Consider the following 13,929-nt stretch of genomic DNA (forward strand, 5'->3'; position numbering starts at 1 on the left):
CAACCTCGGCGTCGAGGTGCCGCGGAGACCCTGCTCGGTCTGATCCAGCCTGACAGCCGCATCCAGTTCAGCGAGACGATGCCGGGCGGAGAGGCCAATGCGATCTTCTATCTGGTCGACCAGGCGGGGCTTGAGGGCGCAACCACGACCTCCGGAGTCCTCGCTTGCGATGTCCGCTTCCGCCCGACGCGATCACCGTGCGCCGACAGACCTGCAGGCAACTGATCAGGCGGGTGCCGGCGCCCGCGGCGTCAAGTTCGTCGCGCCGGCCGTCGTCCAATTCCTCAGGCGGCGCCTGGACGCCGGCTTTGTTTCCGTGAATCTCGCCATGCCGCATTGCACAATCGTCTCGCCTGCGCAAAATGCGGCATGATCCGCAAATCCCTCACTGTTCTGGTGATCGATGAAAACCACATCCGCGCTTCGATAATCGAAGCGGGATTGCGGGAAGCCGGGCATCAGCAGGTCACGGTCATCCACGACGTCGCCGGCATCGCGCGGCGGATCGCCGAGATCGAACCCGACGTGATCGTCATCGATCTCGAAAATCCCAACCGCGACATGCTCGAAAACATGTTCCAGCTTTCGCGCGTGGTGAAGCGGCCGATCGCCATGTTCGTCGACCGCTCGGATCAGGCTTCGATCGAAGCTGCGGTGGAAGCGGGGGTATCGGCCTATGTCGTCGACGGCCTGCGCCAGGAGCGGGTCAAGCCGATCCTCGACATGGCGATCAGCCGCTTCAACGCCTTCTCGCGCATGGCGCGCGAACTGGAAGAAGCCCGCAGCGAGTTGGAGCGCCGCAAGGTGATCGATCGCGCCAAGGGCATCCTGATGAAATCGCGCGGCCTGTCGGAGGACGCGGCCTACACGCTGCTGCGCAAGACAGCCATGAACCAGAACCGCAAGATCGCCGAAATCGCGCAGAGCCTGGTGACGGCGGCAGGGCTTCTGGATCCCGAGGAGAGTTGAGAATGGCGGCCGAGCACCGGATCAATGCTGGCTTCACGCCGCTCTTCGACAGCGCCATCCTTGTCGCGGCGAAGGAAATCGGCTTTGCTTTGCGCGAAGGCATCGACCTCACCCTCAACCGGGAAACGTCCTGGGCCAACATCCGCGACCGCATCGCCATCGGCCACTTCGATCTGGCGCACATGCTGGGGCCGATGCCGATCGCCTGCAATCTGGGGCTGACGCCGCTCGCCTCCGACACGGTCGTGCCGTTCTCGCTCGGCCTCGGCGGCAATTGCGTGACGGTTTCAAACGCGGTCTGGGCCGGCATGGCCGCGCACGGCGCCCAACCCGATCTCGATCCGGCGCGGGCCGGCAAGGCATTGCGAGCGCTGATTCGCGAACGGGCGAATGGCGGCGGCGATCCGCTGCGCTTCGCCGTCGTCCATCCGCATTCCGGGCACAATTACGAATTGCGCTACTGGCTCGCCGCCTGTGGCATCGACCCGTCGCGTGAAATCGAGATCGTCATCGTGCCGCCCCCCTTCATGGCCGACGCGCTCGCCGCCGGCAGGATCGACGGCTACTGCGTCGGCGAACCCTGGAACAGTGCCGCGGTCGTCGCCGGCACCGGCCGCATCGCCACGGTCAAGGCGGCCATCTGGAAGACCAGCCCGGAGAAAGTCGTTGGCGTGCGCAAGGCATGGGCGGAAAGAGAGCCGGACGCGCTTTCAGCCCTGCTGCGTGCGCTTCATCACGCGGCGCGCTGGTGCCAGGATCCGGCAAACCGTGACGAACTCGCGGCCCTGATGGCGCAGCCGGCCTTCCTCGGGCTTGCGCCGGCGCTGCAGATGCCGATTCTCAGCGGGCATCTGGCGCTCGGCGGCGGCGCCGAACTCACCGTCGGCGACTTCTTTCTGCCCTTCAACAAGGCGGCGAACTTCCCGTGGAAGAGCCATGCGCTGTGGTTCTACACGCAGATGGTGCGCTGGGGGCATGTCGCGCACACGCCGGAAAACCTCGCTATTGCCCGCGACTGCTACCGCCCCGATCTCTACCGCTCGGCGTTGAAGCCGCTTGGCGTGGCGCTTCCCGGTGCCAATGCCAAGGTCGAGGGCGCGCTGAAGGCCGCGACTCCGGTCGGTTCGGCGGGGGCAAGCCTGGTGCTCGGTCCCGATGGCTTCTTCGATGGCCAGATATTCGATCCCGACGAGATCGACGCCTACATTGCCGGCCAGAAATTGGCGCGCGCTGAAGCCTGATCATTTCCCCGGCATTCTTGTGCGCTGCACAAAAAATGTGCGTGCGACTGCGCTAATGAACAATCCTTGGCTTGCTCGCCCAGCGGGCCGGCGCGCCGAAGATTGTGGCATGCCGTTGATCTCATTGATGTTTGTCATCCATTCCGAAACTGGCACGGTTCCTGCTTTGCAATAGGCAGACTCTTCTCGGGTCACGGAATAGGCGTCCAATGGCGGGCGCTACAGGCAAAGCTGCCGCTCAGGTCGACACGCGATCCCGGATGGACGGACGCGCGCGGCCTGGCCGGCGGCTTTTTTTGTTTTGGTCGAACACGCAATCGACGGCGCCGATCCCAAGCCGCGCCCAACCGGAGATGACGATGACGAAAAGCACCAATAGCCATTCCGCCCAAACGGCGATCAGCCGCCGGGATTTCCTGAGGATCAGCGCGGCCACCGCGGCAACGCTGGCGGCGGCGCGTGCGCTGCTGCCCTCCGGCGCCTATGCGGCGCCCGCCGCGCCGGAAGTCACCGGCGCCAAGCTCGGCTTCATCGCATTGACTGATGCAGCACCGTTGATGATCGCCAAGGAGAAAGGCCTGTTCGAGAAATTCGGCATGCCCGATGTCGAGGTGCTCAAGCAGGCCTCCTGGGGGGCGACGCGCGATAATCTGGTGCTCGGCGGCGAAGCCAACGGCATTGACGGCGCCCATATCCTGACGCCGATGCCTTATCTGATGCACACCGGCAAGGTGACGCAAAACAAGCAGCCACTGCCGATGGCGATCGTGGCGCGGCTCAACTACGACTGCCAGGGCATTTCCGTCGCCCAGGAATATGCCGGCACCGGCGTCGGCCTCGACGCCTCCAAGCTGAAGGACGCCTTCGCTGCGAAAAAGGCCGCAGGCAAGGAGGTGAAGGCCGCCATGACCTTCCCGGGCGGCACGCACGATCTTTGGCTGCGCTACTGGCTGGCTGCCGGCGGCATCGATCCCGACAAGGACGTCTCGACCATCGTCGTGCCGCCGCCGCAGATGGTCGCCAACATGAAGGTCGGCAACATGGACGTGTTCTGTGTCGGCGAGCCGTGGAACGAGCAACTCGTCCACCAGGGCGTCGGCTTCACCGCCGCCACCACCGGCGAACTGTGGAAGGGCCATCCGGAAAAGGCGCTCGGCCTGCGCGCCGCCTTTATCGACAAGTACCCGAACGCCACCAAGGCGATCCTGATGGCCGTCATGGAAGCCCAGCAATGGTGCGAGGCAAAAGAAAACAAGGACGAGATGGCCGCCATCATCGGCAAGCGGCAGTGGATGAACGTGCCGACTGCCGACATCATCGGCCGCCTCAAGGGCGACATCAACTACGGCAATGGCCGCGTCGCCAACGGCACCGACCTCTATATGAAGTTCTGGAAGGGCGGCGTGTCCTATCCCTTCAAGAGCCACGACAGCTGGTTCCTCGCCGAAAATATCCGCTGGGGCAAGTTCGCGCCGACCACCGACATCAAAGCACTGGTCGGCCAAGTAAACCGTGAGGATCTGTGGCGCGAGGCGGCCAAGGATCTTGGTGTCGCCGCGGCCGATATTCCGGCGTCTACGTCGCGCGGCGCCGAAACCTTCTTCGACGGCAAGATCTTCGATCCGGAGAACCCGTCGGCCTATCTCGACAGCCTGAGAATCAAGGTGTCGGCCTGAGCCTGACATAGGTGCAAGGCAGGCGGTGGCACCGCCGCCTGCCTTGCACCTGCCGCCAAGGAGTTTTTCGAGAATGTCTATCCAAGCCATCGAGGACCGCAAGGTGAAGCCGTTCCCCGCACCGGCCAAGCCCGCCGAAATCATCGCCTTGACCGCCAGGGCGCCGCGCCGCTTCGACCCGGCCGCGATCGCCGCCAAACTGGCCAGCACGCTGGTGCCGCCGGTCATCGTCATCACCATTATGCTCGTCGTTTGGCAGGTCGCCTGTTCGTCGCCGACGGCCAGCCTGCCACCGCCGAGCCAGGTGTGGAACGAGGCCTATGACCTGATCGCCCACCCGTTCTTCGACAATGGCCCGCAGGACATCGGACTCGCCTGGCGGGTGCTGATGTCGCTGCAGCGCGTCGCCATGGGCTTCGGCCTGGCAGCAATCGTCGGCGTCGCGCTCGGCGCGCTCGTCGGCCAGTCGATCTGGGCGATGCGCGGTCTCGATCCGGTCTTCCAGATCCTGCGCACGGTGCCGCCGCTCGCGTGGCTGCCGCTGTCGCTGGCGGCGTTCCGCGATTCCAGCCCGTCGGCGATCTTCGTCATCTTCATCACCTCGATCTGGCCCATAATCATCAACACCGCGGTCGGTGTCCGCAACATCCCCGAGGACTACCGCAACGTCGCCCGTATCCTCCGGCTCAACCAGTTCGAGTTCTTTGTGAAGATCATGGTGCCGGCGGCCGCGCCCTATATCTTCACCGGCTTGCGGATCGGCATCGGCCTGTCCTGGCTCGCCATCGTCGCCGCCGAAATGCTGACCGGCGGCGTCGGCATCGGCTTCTTCATCTGGGACGCGTGGAACTCGTCGCGCCTGCCCGACATCATTGTCGCGCTCGCCTATATCGGCGTCACCGGCTTTTGCCTCGACCGCCTGGTCGCGGCGGTCGGCGTCTTCGTCACCCGCGGCACAACAGCAAAGTGAGGAGAGGGACGATGACGGCCTATCTGAAACTCGACCACATCGACAAATCCTTCGCCCGCGGCAGCCAGGTCAGCGACGTGCTGAAGGACATCCGGCTGACCATCGACAAGGGCGAATTCGTCTCGATCATCGGCCATTCCGGCTGCGGCAAGTCGACCTTGCTCAACCTGATCGCCGGCCTGACCAAGGTCTCGGCCGGCGCCGTCCTGCTCGAAGACAAGGAGGTCGACAGCCCCGGCCCGGAACGCGCCGTGGTGTTCCAGAACCACAGCCTGCTGCCATGGCTCACCGTCTACGAAAACATCAGCCTCGCGGTATCCAAGGTCTTCGGCGGCAAAAAGAGCCGGGCCGAGCGGCATGAATGGATCATGCGCAATCTCGATCTCGTGCAGATGGCGCATGCCAAGGACAAACGTCCGGCCGAGATTTCGGGCGGCATGAAGCAGCGCGTCGGCATCGCCCGGGCGCTGGCCATGGAGCCGAAGATCCTGCTGCTCGACGAGCCCTTCGGCGCGCTCGACGCGCTGACCCGCGCGCATCTTCAGGACGCGGTGATGGATATCCATTCGAGGCTCGGCTCGACGACGATCATGATAACTCACGATGTCGACGAGGCGGTGCTGCTGTCCGACCGCATCGTGATGATGACCAACGGGCCGGCGGCCACCATCGGCGAGGTTCTTCCCGTGCCGCTGGCCCGGCCGCGTCGGCGCATTGAGCTTTCCTCCGACCGCACCTTCCTGCGCTGCCGCGAGGCGGTGCTGAAATTCCTCTACGAACGCCACCGCTTCGTCGAAGCGGCGGAGTAAGGCCATAATTGGAAACTCGTCATCATCATTGGCAAATCTGCATCGGCAATGGGCAATCTACCGCATTGCACAAATATTATGCTGCTGTGCAAGGCATTTTGACTAATCTTTGATCCGCTGCCGAGCTTGGTCAAAAGTCGCGCGGCTGCGGTTCATGTTGATTTCATTCTATAATTAAGAGCGCTATCGAATTGGCACGCTTCCTGCTTTCCAAAATGTAGGGTCCGCAAGGGCCAAGTGACACGGCGTCCAATGGCGGGCGCCACAGGCAAAGCTGCCGCTCAGGTCCACACGCGCTCCCGAAATCCCGGACGCGAAGACCTGGCCGGCGGCTTTTTTGTTTTGACGCAATCGACGCGCTGGTCCCAAGCGGCGCCAACCGGAGACGACGATGACGAAACGGATCGGAACTGGCGCGTCCCTCGCGGACTTCACGCGCCGCGATTTTCTGGCCGCCAGCGCGCTGACGGCGGCGCTGTTCACCGCCGCGCTCCTCGTCTTTCCCGCCGGCGCCAAGACTGACGGCAAGGGTCTCGAAGTGACCGCGCAAAGGTCGGTTTCAACCAGTTCGCCGATGCTGCGCCGCTGACAGTCGCGAACGAACAGACAAGGGCGGTGCCTCCCACGCCGCAAACCGGAGCCAGAAAATGACCGCAAATCTCCCAGCCGCGCCCAGCCAGGACAGCGCTCCCCGGCAGGCGCTTGCCATGTCCACCATCGCCTTCACCGTCTGCTTCGCGGTGTGGACGATCTTTTCAATCATCGGCGTGCGCATAAAGCAAGAGCTGGGGCTGAACGAGACGGAGTTCGGCCTGCTCGTCGGCACGCCGATCCTCACCGGCTCGCTCGTGCGTATGGTGCTCGGTGTCTGGACCGACCGTTTTGGCGGACGGCTGGTATACACCGCGACCATGCTTGCGGCGGCGGTCGCGACCTTTCTGCTCGCTTTTGCGCACACCTACGGGCAGATGCTGGTCGCCGCATTAGGCGTTGGGCTCGCCGGCGGTTCCTTCGCCGTCGGTGTCGCCTATGTCTCGCGCTTCTTCCCGGCCGGCAAGCAGGGTACGGCGCTTGGCATTTTCGGTGTCGGCAATGTCGGCGCCGCGGTCACCAAGTTCCTGGCACCGTTCGTGCTTCTTTCCTGGGGCTGGCAGTCGGTCGCGCTGATCTGGGCGGCAGCACTAGTCGTCATGGCCGCCGTCTTCTGGTTCACGACTGGCGACGATCCGGTCATCCGCGAGCGCCGCGCCGGCAAGGCAGCGCCCAAGAGAAGCTTCTTGCAGGAATTCGCGCCGCTCAAGAACCTGCAGGTCTGGCGCTTCGCCTTCTATTATTTCTTCGCCTTCGGTGCATTCGTGGCGCTCTCGCTGTGGCTGCCCCGCTACCTGATCGGCGTCTACGGCTTCGGGCTTGCGACCGCCGGCATGATTGGCGCGGCCTATTCAATTCCGGCAAGTATTTTCCGCGCCTATGGCGGCGTGCTTTCCGACCGGATCGGCGCCCGCACCGTGCTCTACTGCACCTTCGCTGTCAGTGCCGTCGCGACTCTCGTTCTGTCTCTCCCCTCGGCAGACTACGTCGTGCGCGGTATCAGCGGGCCGATCGCCTTCCATTTCGAGATCGGCCCGCTTGCCTTCATAGCCGTTGCCTGTGTGCTCGGCTTCTTCATGAGCCTTGGCAAGGCCGCCGTCTACAAGCACATCCCGGCTTACTATCCGCAGAGTGTCGGCGCGGTCGGCGGCGTTGTCGGCATGATTGGCGGGCTCGGCGGCTTTATCCTGCCAATCGCCTTCGGCGTGCTCAACGACCTCACCGGCGTCTGGTCGAGCTGCTTCATGCTGCTCTTCGTCATTGTCGCCACCTGCTTTGCCTGGATGCATTTTTCCATCCGGCGGATGGAGCGCACGGCGTCTGACGAAGCTTCAGGCCTTTCCTACGCGGCTGAGTGAGAGCGGAGTGGATCAGGACATGACCGAGAAACTCGTCATCATCGGCAACGGCATGGCCCCCGGGCGCATGCTGGAGCATCTCCTGGAAAAGGCGCCTGGGCGCTACCAGGTCACCATCTTCAACGCCGAGCCGCGCGTGAACTACGACCGCATCATGCTGTCGCCGGTTCTGTCGGGCGAAAAGGCCTATGAGGAGATCATCATCCATGGCGACGGCTGGTACATCAAGCACGGCATCACCCTCTACAAGGGCCACAAGATCGTCGCCATCGACCGGCAGGCAAAGACCGTCACCTCCGATCATGGCGTGACCGAGCCCTACGACAAGCTCGTCATCGCCACCGGCTCGGTGCCGTTTATCATTCCGGTGCCAGGCCATGACCTGCCGGGCGTGCTCACCTATCGCGATCTCGACGACGTCCGGGCGATGATGCTTGCCGCCCAGTCGCGGGCCAAGGCTGTCGTCATCGGCGGCGGCCTGCTCGGTCTGGAAGCGGCTGCGGGTCTGAACGCGCAGGGCATGGACGTCACCGTGCTGCACGTCATGCCGACGCTGATGGAGCGTCAGCTCGATCCGGCCGCCGGATATCTCCTGCAGCGCGCCGTCGAGCAGCGCGGCATCAAGGTCATCACCAAAGCCAACACCCAGGCGATCACCGGCAACGGCAAGGTCGAGCGGGTGGAGCTTGCCGACGGCACAGTCATTCCCGCAACGCTCGTCGTCATGGCGGTGGGCATCAGGCCGAATGCGGCGCTGGCGAAGGAAGCCGGCATTGCGGTCAATCGCGGCATCGTCGTCGACGCCGGCATGCGCAGCAACGATCCCGATATCTACGCAATCGGCGAATGCGCCGAGGTCAACGGCCAGGTCTACGGGCTGGTCGCGCCGCTCTACGAGATGGCGCGCGTCGCCGCCAGCCATCTGGCCGGCAATGAGGCGGCGGCTTTCGTCCACATGGACACGCCGACTAAGCTCAAGGTCACCGGCATCGAGCTGTTCTCTCTCGGCGACTTCGCCGAGGGCGATGACCGTCAGGAGATCGTGCTGCGCGATGCCGCGGCCGGCGTCTACAAGCGCCTCGTACTCAAGGACGACCGCATCATCGGCACTGTGCTCTATGGCGAGACGGCGGACGGCGCCTGGTTCAACGACCTCAAGAAGAAGCAGACCGACATATCCGAGATGCGCGATACGCTCATCTTCGGCCAGTCCTACCAGGGAGGCGCCCCCCTGGACCCTATGGCGGCCGTTGCAGCCTTGCCGGATGATGCGGAAATCTGCGGTTGCAACGGCGTATGCAAGGGAAAGATCACCGGCGCGATCACGGCCAGGGGCTTGACCTCGCTCGACGATGTGCGCGCCCACACCAAGGCGTCGGCCTCCTGCGGCTCCTGCACCGGGCTGGTCGAAAAGCTGATGGTGCTGACCATCGGCGACAAATACAACCCCGCGGCGGTCCAGCCGATGTGCAGCTGCACCGCGCTTGGCCATGACGAGGTCCGCCGGCTGATCAAGGCCAAGGGCCTGAAGACCATTCCCGCCGTCATGCAGGAACTGGAGTGGAAGACCTCCTGCGGCTGCGCCAAATGCCGGCCGGCGCTCAACTATTATCTCGTCTGCGACTGGCCCGACGAATACGCCGACGATTACCAGTCGCGCTTCATCAACGAGCGCGTCCACGCCAACATCCAAAAGGACGGCACCTATTCGGTAGTGCCGCGCATGTGGGGCGGCGTCACCAACGCGGCCGAATTGCGCGCCATCGCCGACGTCGTCGACAAGTTCGAGATCCCGATGGTCAAGGTCACCGGCGGCCAGCGCATTGACATGCTCGGCATCCGCAAGGAAGACCTGCCGGCGGTATGGGCCGATCTCGGCCAGGCCGGCTTCGTCTCCGGCCACGCCTATGCCAAAGGACTGCGCACGGTGAAGACCTGTGTCGGCTCGGACTGGTGCCGCTTCGGCACGCAGGATTCGACCGGCTTGGGCATCCGTATCGAAAAATTCATGTGGGGCTCGTGGACCCCGGCCAAGGTCAAGATGGCGGTGTCGGGCTGTCCGCGAAACTGTGCCGAGGCGACCTGCAAGGATGTCGGCGTGATCTGCGTCGATAGCGGCTACGAGATCCATTTCGCCGGCGCCGCCGGTCTCGACATCAAGGGCACCGAAGTGCTCGGCCTGGTCAAGACCGAGGACGAGGCGCTGGAGCATATCGTGGCATTGACGCAGATGTATCGCGAGCAGGGTCGCTATCTTGAGCGTATCTACAAATGGGCCAAGCGCGTCGGCATAGCTGAGATCAAGCGTCAGATCATGGACGATGGCGAGAAGCGCAAAGCCTATTTCGACCGCTTCGTCTTTTCGCAGAAATTCGCCCAGGTCGACCCATGGTCGGAACGTGCTTCCGGCAAGGACAAGCATGAATTCCGGCCGATGGCTTCGGTCGGCTTTGCCCAGGCGGCGGAGTAGGCGCGTGTTCCCGAAAAGTGGAATGCGGTTTTCGGACAAGAACACGCGCAAAAGAGGAATGGCCACATGAATTGGGTATCGATCGGCACGCTCTCGGACATTCCGCGTCGCGGCGCGCGCTGCGTCGCCACGCCGGAAGGAAAGATCGCCGTCTTTCGCACGGCCGACGATCAGGTCTTTGCCATCGACGACCATTGCCCGCACAAAGGTGGGCCGCTCAGCCAGGGCATCGTCCATGGCACGGCGGTGACCTGTCCCTTGCACAATTGGGTGATCTCGCTGGAGACAGGCAAGGCGCTCGGCGCGGACGAGGGCGCGGTGCGCACCATTGCGGTGCGGATCGACGGCGAGCGGCTGTTCATTGCGCTGGAAGCGCTGGCCAGCCGCGCGGCGTGAACCATGCAGATTGATGAAGCGCGCGAGGTGAGGACCACCTGCCCCTATTGCGGGGTGGGTTGCGGCGTGCTGGCGAAGCTCGCCGCGGACGGTGAAATAACCGTTCGCGGCGACCCGGACCACCCGGCGAATTTCGGCCGGCTCTGCTCCAAAGGCTCGGCGCTGGCTGAGACCATCGATCTCGACGGCAGGTTGCTATACCCGGAGATCCACGGTCGCCGCACCGACTGGGACGAAGCGCTCGACCTTGTCGCTTCGACCTTCTCGCAAACCATTGCCGAACACGGCCCTGGTTCGGTCGCCTTTTATGTTTCCGGCCAGTTGCTGACCGAGGACTATTACGTCGCCAACAAGCTGATGAAAGGCTTTATCGGCTCGGCCAATATCGACACCAATTCGCGCCTGTGCATGGCCTCGTCGGTCGCCGGCCACCGCCGCGCCTTTGGCTCGGACACCGTTCCGGGAAATTACGAGGATCTGGAACTTGCCGACCTGATCGTGCTGGTCGGCTCCAATCTCGCCTGGTGCCATCCTGTACTCTACCAGCGCATTGCCGCCGCCCGGGAAAAGCGGCCCGAGATGAAGGTGGTGCTGATCGATCCTCGCCGCACCATGACCTCAGACATCGCCGACATGCATCTGGCGATCGCGCCCGATGGTGACGTCGCTTTGTTCACCGGCCTGCTCGCCTATCTCGGCCAGCACAACGCGCTGGACCGCACCTATATCACGGCGCACACGACCGGCTTCGGGCAAGCGCTTTTCGCCGCCTCGGCGCTCGATCTTGCCGGCATCGCGGCTGCCACGGGTCTCAGTGAGGACGAACTGGCCCGCTTCTACAGCCTGTTCGCCGCGACGGCGAAGACGGTGACCGTCTACAGCCAAGGCGTGAACCAGTCGTCTTCGGGCACCGACAAGGTCAACGCCATCATCAACTGCCATCTGGCCACCGGCCGCATAGGCCAGCCCGGCGCCGGGCCGTTCTCGGTGACCGGCCAGCCCAACGCCATGGGCGGCCGTGAGGTCGGCGGCATGGCCAACATGCTGGCCGCCCACATGGAGATCGAAAACCCCGAGCACCGCGAACGCGTGCAGCGCTTCTGGAATGCCCCAACCGCCGCCGAAAAACCCGGCCTGAAAGCGGTCGAGATGTTCCAAGCGGTGGCCGACGGACGCATCAAGGCGCTGTGGATCATGGCCACCAACCCCGTCGATTCGATGCCGGACGCCGATGCCGTCGAGGCGGCGATCAAGGCCTGCCCGTTTGTCGTGGTGTCGGACGTGCTGGCCAAGACCGACACGGTCCGCCACGCCCATGTCCGGCTGCCGGCCACCGCATGGGGCGAAAAGGATGGCACCGTCACCAATTCGGAGCGCCGCATCTCGCGCCAGCGAGCCTTTTTGGCCACGCCTGGTGAGGCAAGGCCAGATTGGTGGATCATCGCTGAAGTCGCCAAGCGGATGGGCTTCGGCGAGGCTTTTTCGCATGTGTCGCCGGCCGACATCTTCGCCGAGCATGCCGCGTTGTCGACATTCGAGAATGACGGGGCACGCGATTTCGACATCGGCGCCTACGCCGGGATCGATGCAGGGACGTATGAGGAGTTGGCGCCATTCCAATGGCCAGCGCCGAGCCAGGGAACCCCCCTCTGGCCTGGCGGCCATCTCCCTCTCAAGGGGGGAGATTGGATGTCGCCACCGGTTTCGCCAATCGTTGCCATTGCTGAAAAGGCGGTGCCGGCAAAACTGTCAATCTCCCCCCTTGAGGGGGAGGTGGCCGGCAGGCCAGAGGGGCGCGCGCGGCGCCAGCTGGAGGACAAAAGCACCCGCTTCTTCGCCAACGGCAATTTCTACACACCCGACGGCAAGGCACGCTTCATTGCCATCCGCCCAGCCGCACAAACCCGCACCAGCCCGGACTTCCCGCTGGTGCTCAACACCGGGCGCGTGCGCGACCATTGGCACACCATGACGCGGACCGGCAAGAGCCCGCGCTTGTCGCAGCACATGGCCGAACCGTTCGTCGAAATCCACCCGTCGGATGCGCAGCACTTCGGCATCGGCGATGCCGAGATCGTCCGCGTCTCGACTGCCCATGGCGAGGTGCTGGTCCGCGCCTTGGTGACGGTGCGCCAACGCCAAGGCTCTGTATTCGTTCCGATGCACTGGACCGATCAGTTCTCCGGCCGCGCGCGCGTCGATGCACTGGTCGCGCCGACGACCGATGCGATTTCAGGCCAACCGGCCTCGAAGAATGTTGCCGCCCGCATCGAGCGGTTCGCCGCCACAGCCTTCGGCTTCGCCGTGCTTGCCGAACGGCCCGCATCGATCGACGCCGATTACTGGAGCCTCGCCCGCGGCCCCGCCGGCTGGCGGCTTGAAATTGCGCTGCAGGACAGCCGCGACTGGACCGGGTTTGCCGCCGCGCTATTAGGCATGGAAGGCGAGACGCTCGCCTATCACGACATCGCCGGCGGGCACCATCGCTTCGCCCGTTTCGCAGGCAATAGGCTGGTCGGCGCGCTCTATCTTGCGCCAACCCCGGTGGCGGTGTCGCGCGGCTGGGCAGTCGAACAACTTGGCGCTGACCATGCCAATCGGCAGGCGCGGCTGGCGATTGTCGCCGGGCGGCCGGGCGGCAACAGCGTCGACCGCGGTGCCATCGTCTGCGCCTGTTTCGGGGTTGGTGCCAACCAGATCGCGGAAGCGGTACGCGGCGGCTGTACCAGCGTCGCGGCAATCGGCGCCGCCCTTCACGCCGGCACCAATTGCGGCTCTTGCCGCGCCGAGATCAAGACCATTATCGACGGGCGGCGTCTGCAAGCTGCGGAGTGAATGCGCCGAGAAACTCTGCCGTGCCGCTGCATGATGCTTACTAGCAATTTACAAACCATGGGCTACCAACGTTCTGACTTCGATTCGCTCGCAACGGGAGCCTCATGAGCAAAGCCCTGACCTCATTCGCGCTTGCCGCCGCGCTGACGGCCTTGCTGATGGCGCTCAGCCTGATGGTGGCCAGGCATGGCTATCCCTATGGCGCGATCGGTGCCAAGCGCTTGAGCGACATCGCCGATGCGGGGACGTTCATTCCGCTCGCGGCGATGTATTTTTTCAGCGCACTGCTGATGATGGTTCTGCCGATCAGGCTCGCTGGCATCGTCCTGACACATGCCGCCGATGCGATCTTCTGGACGGTCATCTTGTTGTTTGCGGTCATCGTTGGATGTCTCGCCGCGAGATTTGCTTTCGGTCAGCGCGATGTGCTCCCGGCACTGCTGAACTGGCGGTTCCTGTTTGTCGCAGCCGTCGTCGGATGCCATCTCTTCATCAACGAGCTGCGCCGGAACATCCTGTTGCGAAGCCTGTTCTTCGTCGTCTTCGCCGCAGCGACACTGGCCTGCCTGTTTTGGTCCTTCACCATCTGAGCATGTGCGACCCGTCGGGCAGAC

At 64.0% G+C, this 13,929-nt stretch carries 12 protein-coding genes; all 12 read left to right on the plus strand.

What is annotated here, in order from left to right:
- Nucleotides 1–169 precede the first annotated feature (169 nt).
- Nucleotides 170–373 (plus strand): hypothetical protein, encoded by a 204-nt coding sequence (locus NKH28_RS01455; RefSeq protein ID WP_352540392.1) that lies wholly within the window; start codon nt 170–172, stop codon nt 371–373.
- Complete coding sequence (locus NKH28_RS01460; RefSeq protein WP_352919256.1) at nt 370–969, plus strand: ANTAR domain-containing response regulator; 600 nt, start codon at nt 370–372, stop codon at nt 967–969. The genes NKH28_RS01455 and NKH28_RS01460 overlap by 4 nt, the downstream gene beginning before the upstream one ends.
- 2 nt (nt 970–971) lie before the next feature.
- A complete protein-coding gene (locus tag NKH28_RS01465; RefSeq protein WP_352919259.1) occupies nt 972–2,210 on the plus strand; it encodes a CmpA/NrtA family ABC transporter substrate-binding protein in 1,239 nt (412 codons plus the stop codon).
- Nucleotides 2,211–2,569: 359 nt separating this feature from the next.
- Nucleotides 2,570–3,886 carry a CmpA/NrtA family ABC transporter substrate-binding protein gene (locus tag NKH28_RS01470; protein WP_352919262.1) on the plus strand — a complete coding sequence of 439 codons (1,317 nt, stop codon included), beginning with the start codon at nt 2,570–2,572 and terminating at the stop codon, nt 3,884–3,886.
- Between the two features lie 73 nt (nt 3,887–3,959).
- A complete protein-coding gene (ntrB, locus tag NKH28_RS01475) occupies nt 3,960–4,856 on the plus strand; it encodes a nitrate ABC transporter permease (protein ID WP_352919265.1) in 897 nt (298 codons plus the stop codon).
- Nucleotides 4,857–4,867: 11 nt separating this feature from the next.
- Entirely contained in the window at nt 4,868–5,665 is a 798-nt protein-coding gene (locus NKH28_RS01480) for an ABC transporter ATP-binding protein (protein ID WP_352469908.1), read from the plus strand.
- 391 nt (nt 5,666–6,056) lie between these two features.
- Nucleotides 6,057–6,254, plus strand: coding sequence for a twin-arginine translocation signal domain-containing protein (locus NKH28_RS01485; RefSeq protein ID WP_352919268.1), 198 nt, complete (start codon nt 6,057–6,059; stop codon nt 6,252–6,254).
- Nucleotides 6,255–6,312: 58 nt separating this feature from the next.
- Entirely contained in the window at nt 6,313–7,614 is a 1,302-nt protein-coding gene (locus NKH28_RS01490; protein WP_352448438.1) for an MFS transporter, read from the plus strand.
- 19 nt (nt 7,615–7,633) lie between these two features.
- Nucleotides 7,634–10,084 (plus strand): nitrite reductase large subunit NirB, encoded by a 2,451-nt coding sequence (nirB, locus tag NKH28_RS01495; protein WP_023676296.1) that lies wholly within the window; start codon nt 7,634–7,636, stop codon nt 10,082–10,084.
- A gap of 66 nt (nt 10,085–10,150) precedes the next feature.
- A complete protein-coding gene (gene nirD, locus NKH28_RS01500; RefSeq protein ID WP_023676297.1) occupies nt 10,151–10,480 on the plus strand; it encodes a nitrite reductase small subunit NirD in 330 nt (109 codons plus the stop codon).
- Between the two features lie 3 nt (nt 10,481–10,483).
- Entirely contained in the window at nt 10,484–13,315 is a 2,832-nt protein-coding gene (locus tag NKH28_RS01505) for a nitrate reductase (protein ID WP_352977579.1), read from the plus strand.
- 104 nt (nt 13,316–13,419) lie between these two features.
- Nucleotides 13,420–13,905 carry a hypothetical protein gene (locus tag NKH28_RS01510; RefSeq protein WP_352767260.1) on the plus strand — a complete coding sequence of 162 codons (486 nt, stop codon included), beginning with the start codon at nt 13,420–13,422 and terminating at the stop codon, nt 13,903–13,905.
- The last annotated feature ends 24 nt before the right edge of the window (nt 13,906–13,929 follow it).

The organism is Mesorhizobium sp. M1227, from assembly GCF_040318315.1.
Classification (GTDB): Bacteria; Pseudomonadota; Alphaproteobacteria; order Rhizobiales; family Rhizobiaceae; genus Mesorhizobium.

What these genes read in the sequence shown, in the direction of transcription:
- NKH28_RS01455 (WP_352540392.1), top strand. Translation starts at nt 170, where the DNA reads ATGTCCGCTTCCGCCCGACGCGATCACCGTGCGCCGACAGACCTGCAG.
- NKH28_RS01460 (WP_352919256.1), top strand. Translation starts at nt 370, where the DNA reads ATGATCCGCAAATCCCTCACTGTTCTGGTGATCGATGAAAACCACATC.
- NKH28_RS01465 (WP_352919259.1), top strand. Translation starts at nt 972, where the DNA reads ATGGCGGCCGAGCACCGGATCAATGCTGGCTTCACGCCGCTCTTCGAC.
- NKH28_RS01470 (WP_352919262.1), top strand. Translation starts at nt 2,570, where the DNA reads ATGACGAAAAGCACCAATAGCCATTCCGCCCAAACGGCGATCAGCCGC.
- ntrB (WP_352919265.1), top strand. Translation starts at nt 3,960, where the DNA reads ATGTCTATCCAAGCCATCGAGGACCGCAAGGTGAAGCCGTTCCCCGCA.
- NKH28_RS01480 (WP_352469908.1), top strand. Translation starts at nt 4,868, where the DNA reads ATGACGGCCTATCTGAAACTCGACCACATCGACAAATCCTTCGCCCGC.
- NKH28_RS01485 (WP_352919268.1), top strand. Translation starts at nt 6,057, where the DNA reads ATGACGAAACGGATCGGAACTGGCGCGTCCCTCGCGGACTTCACGCGC.
- NKH28_RS01490 (WP_352448438.1), top strand. Translation starts at nt 6,313, where the DNA reads ATGACCGCAAATCTCCCAGCCGCGCCCAGCCAGGACAGCGCTCCCCGG.
- nirB (WP_023676296.1), top strand. Translation starts at nt 7,634, where the DNA reads ATGACCGAGAAACTCGTCATCATCGGCAACGGCATGGCCCCCGGGCGC.
- nirD (WP_023676297.1), top strand. Translation starts at nt 10,151, where the DNA reads ATGAATTGGGTATCGATCGGCACGCTCTCGGACATTCCGCGTCGCGGC.
- NKH28_RS01505 (WP_352977579.1), top strand. Translation starts at nt 10,484, where the DNA reads ATGCAGATTGATGAAGCGCGCGAGGTGAGGACCACCTGCCCCTATTGC.
- NKH28_RS01510 (WP_352767260.1), top strand. Translation starts at nt 13,420, where the DNA reads ATGAGCAAAGCCCTGACCTCATTCGCGCTTGCCGCCGCGCTGACGGCC.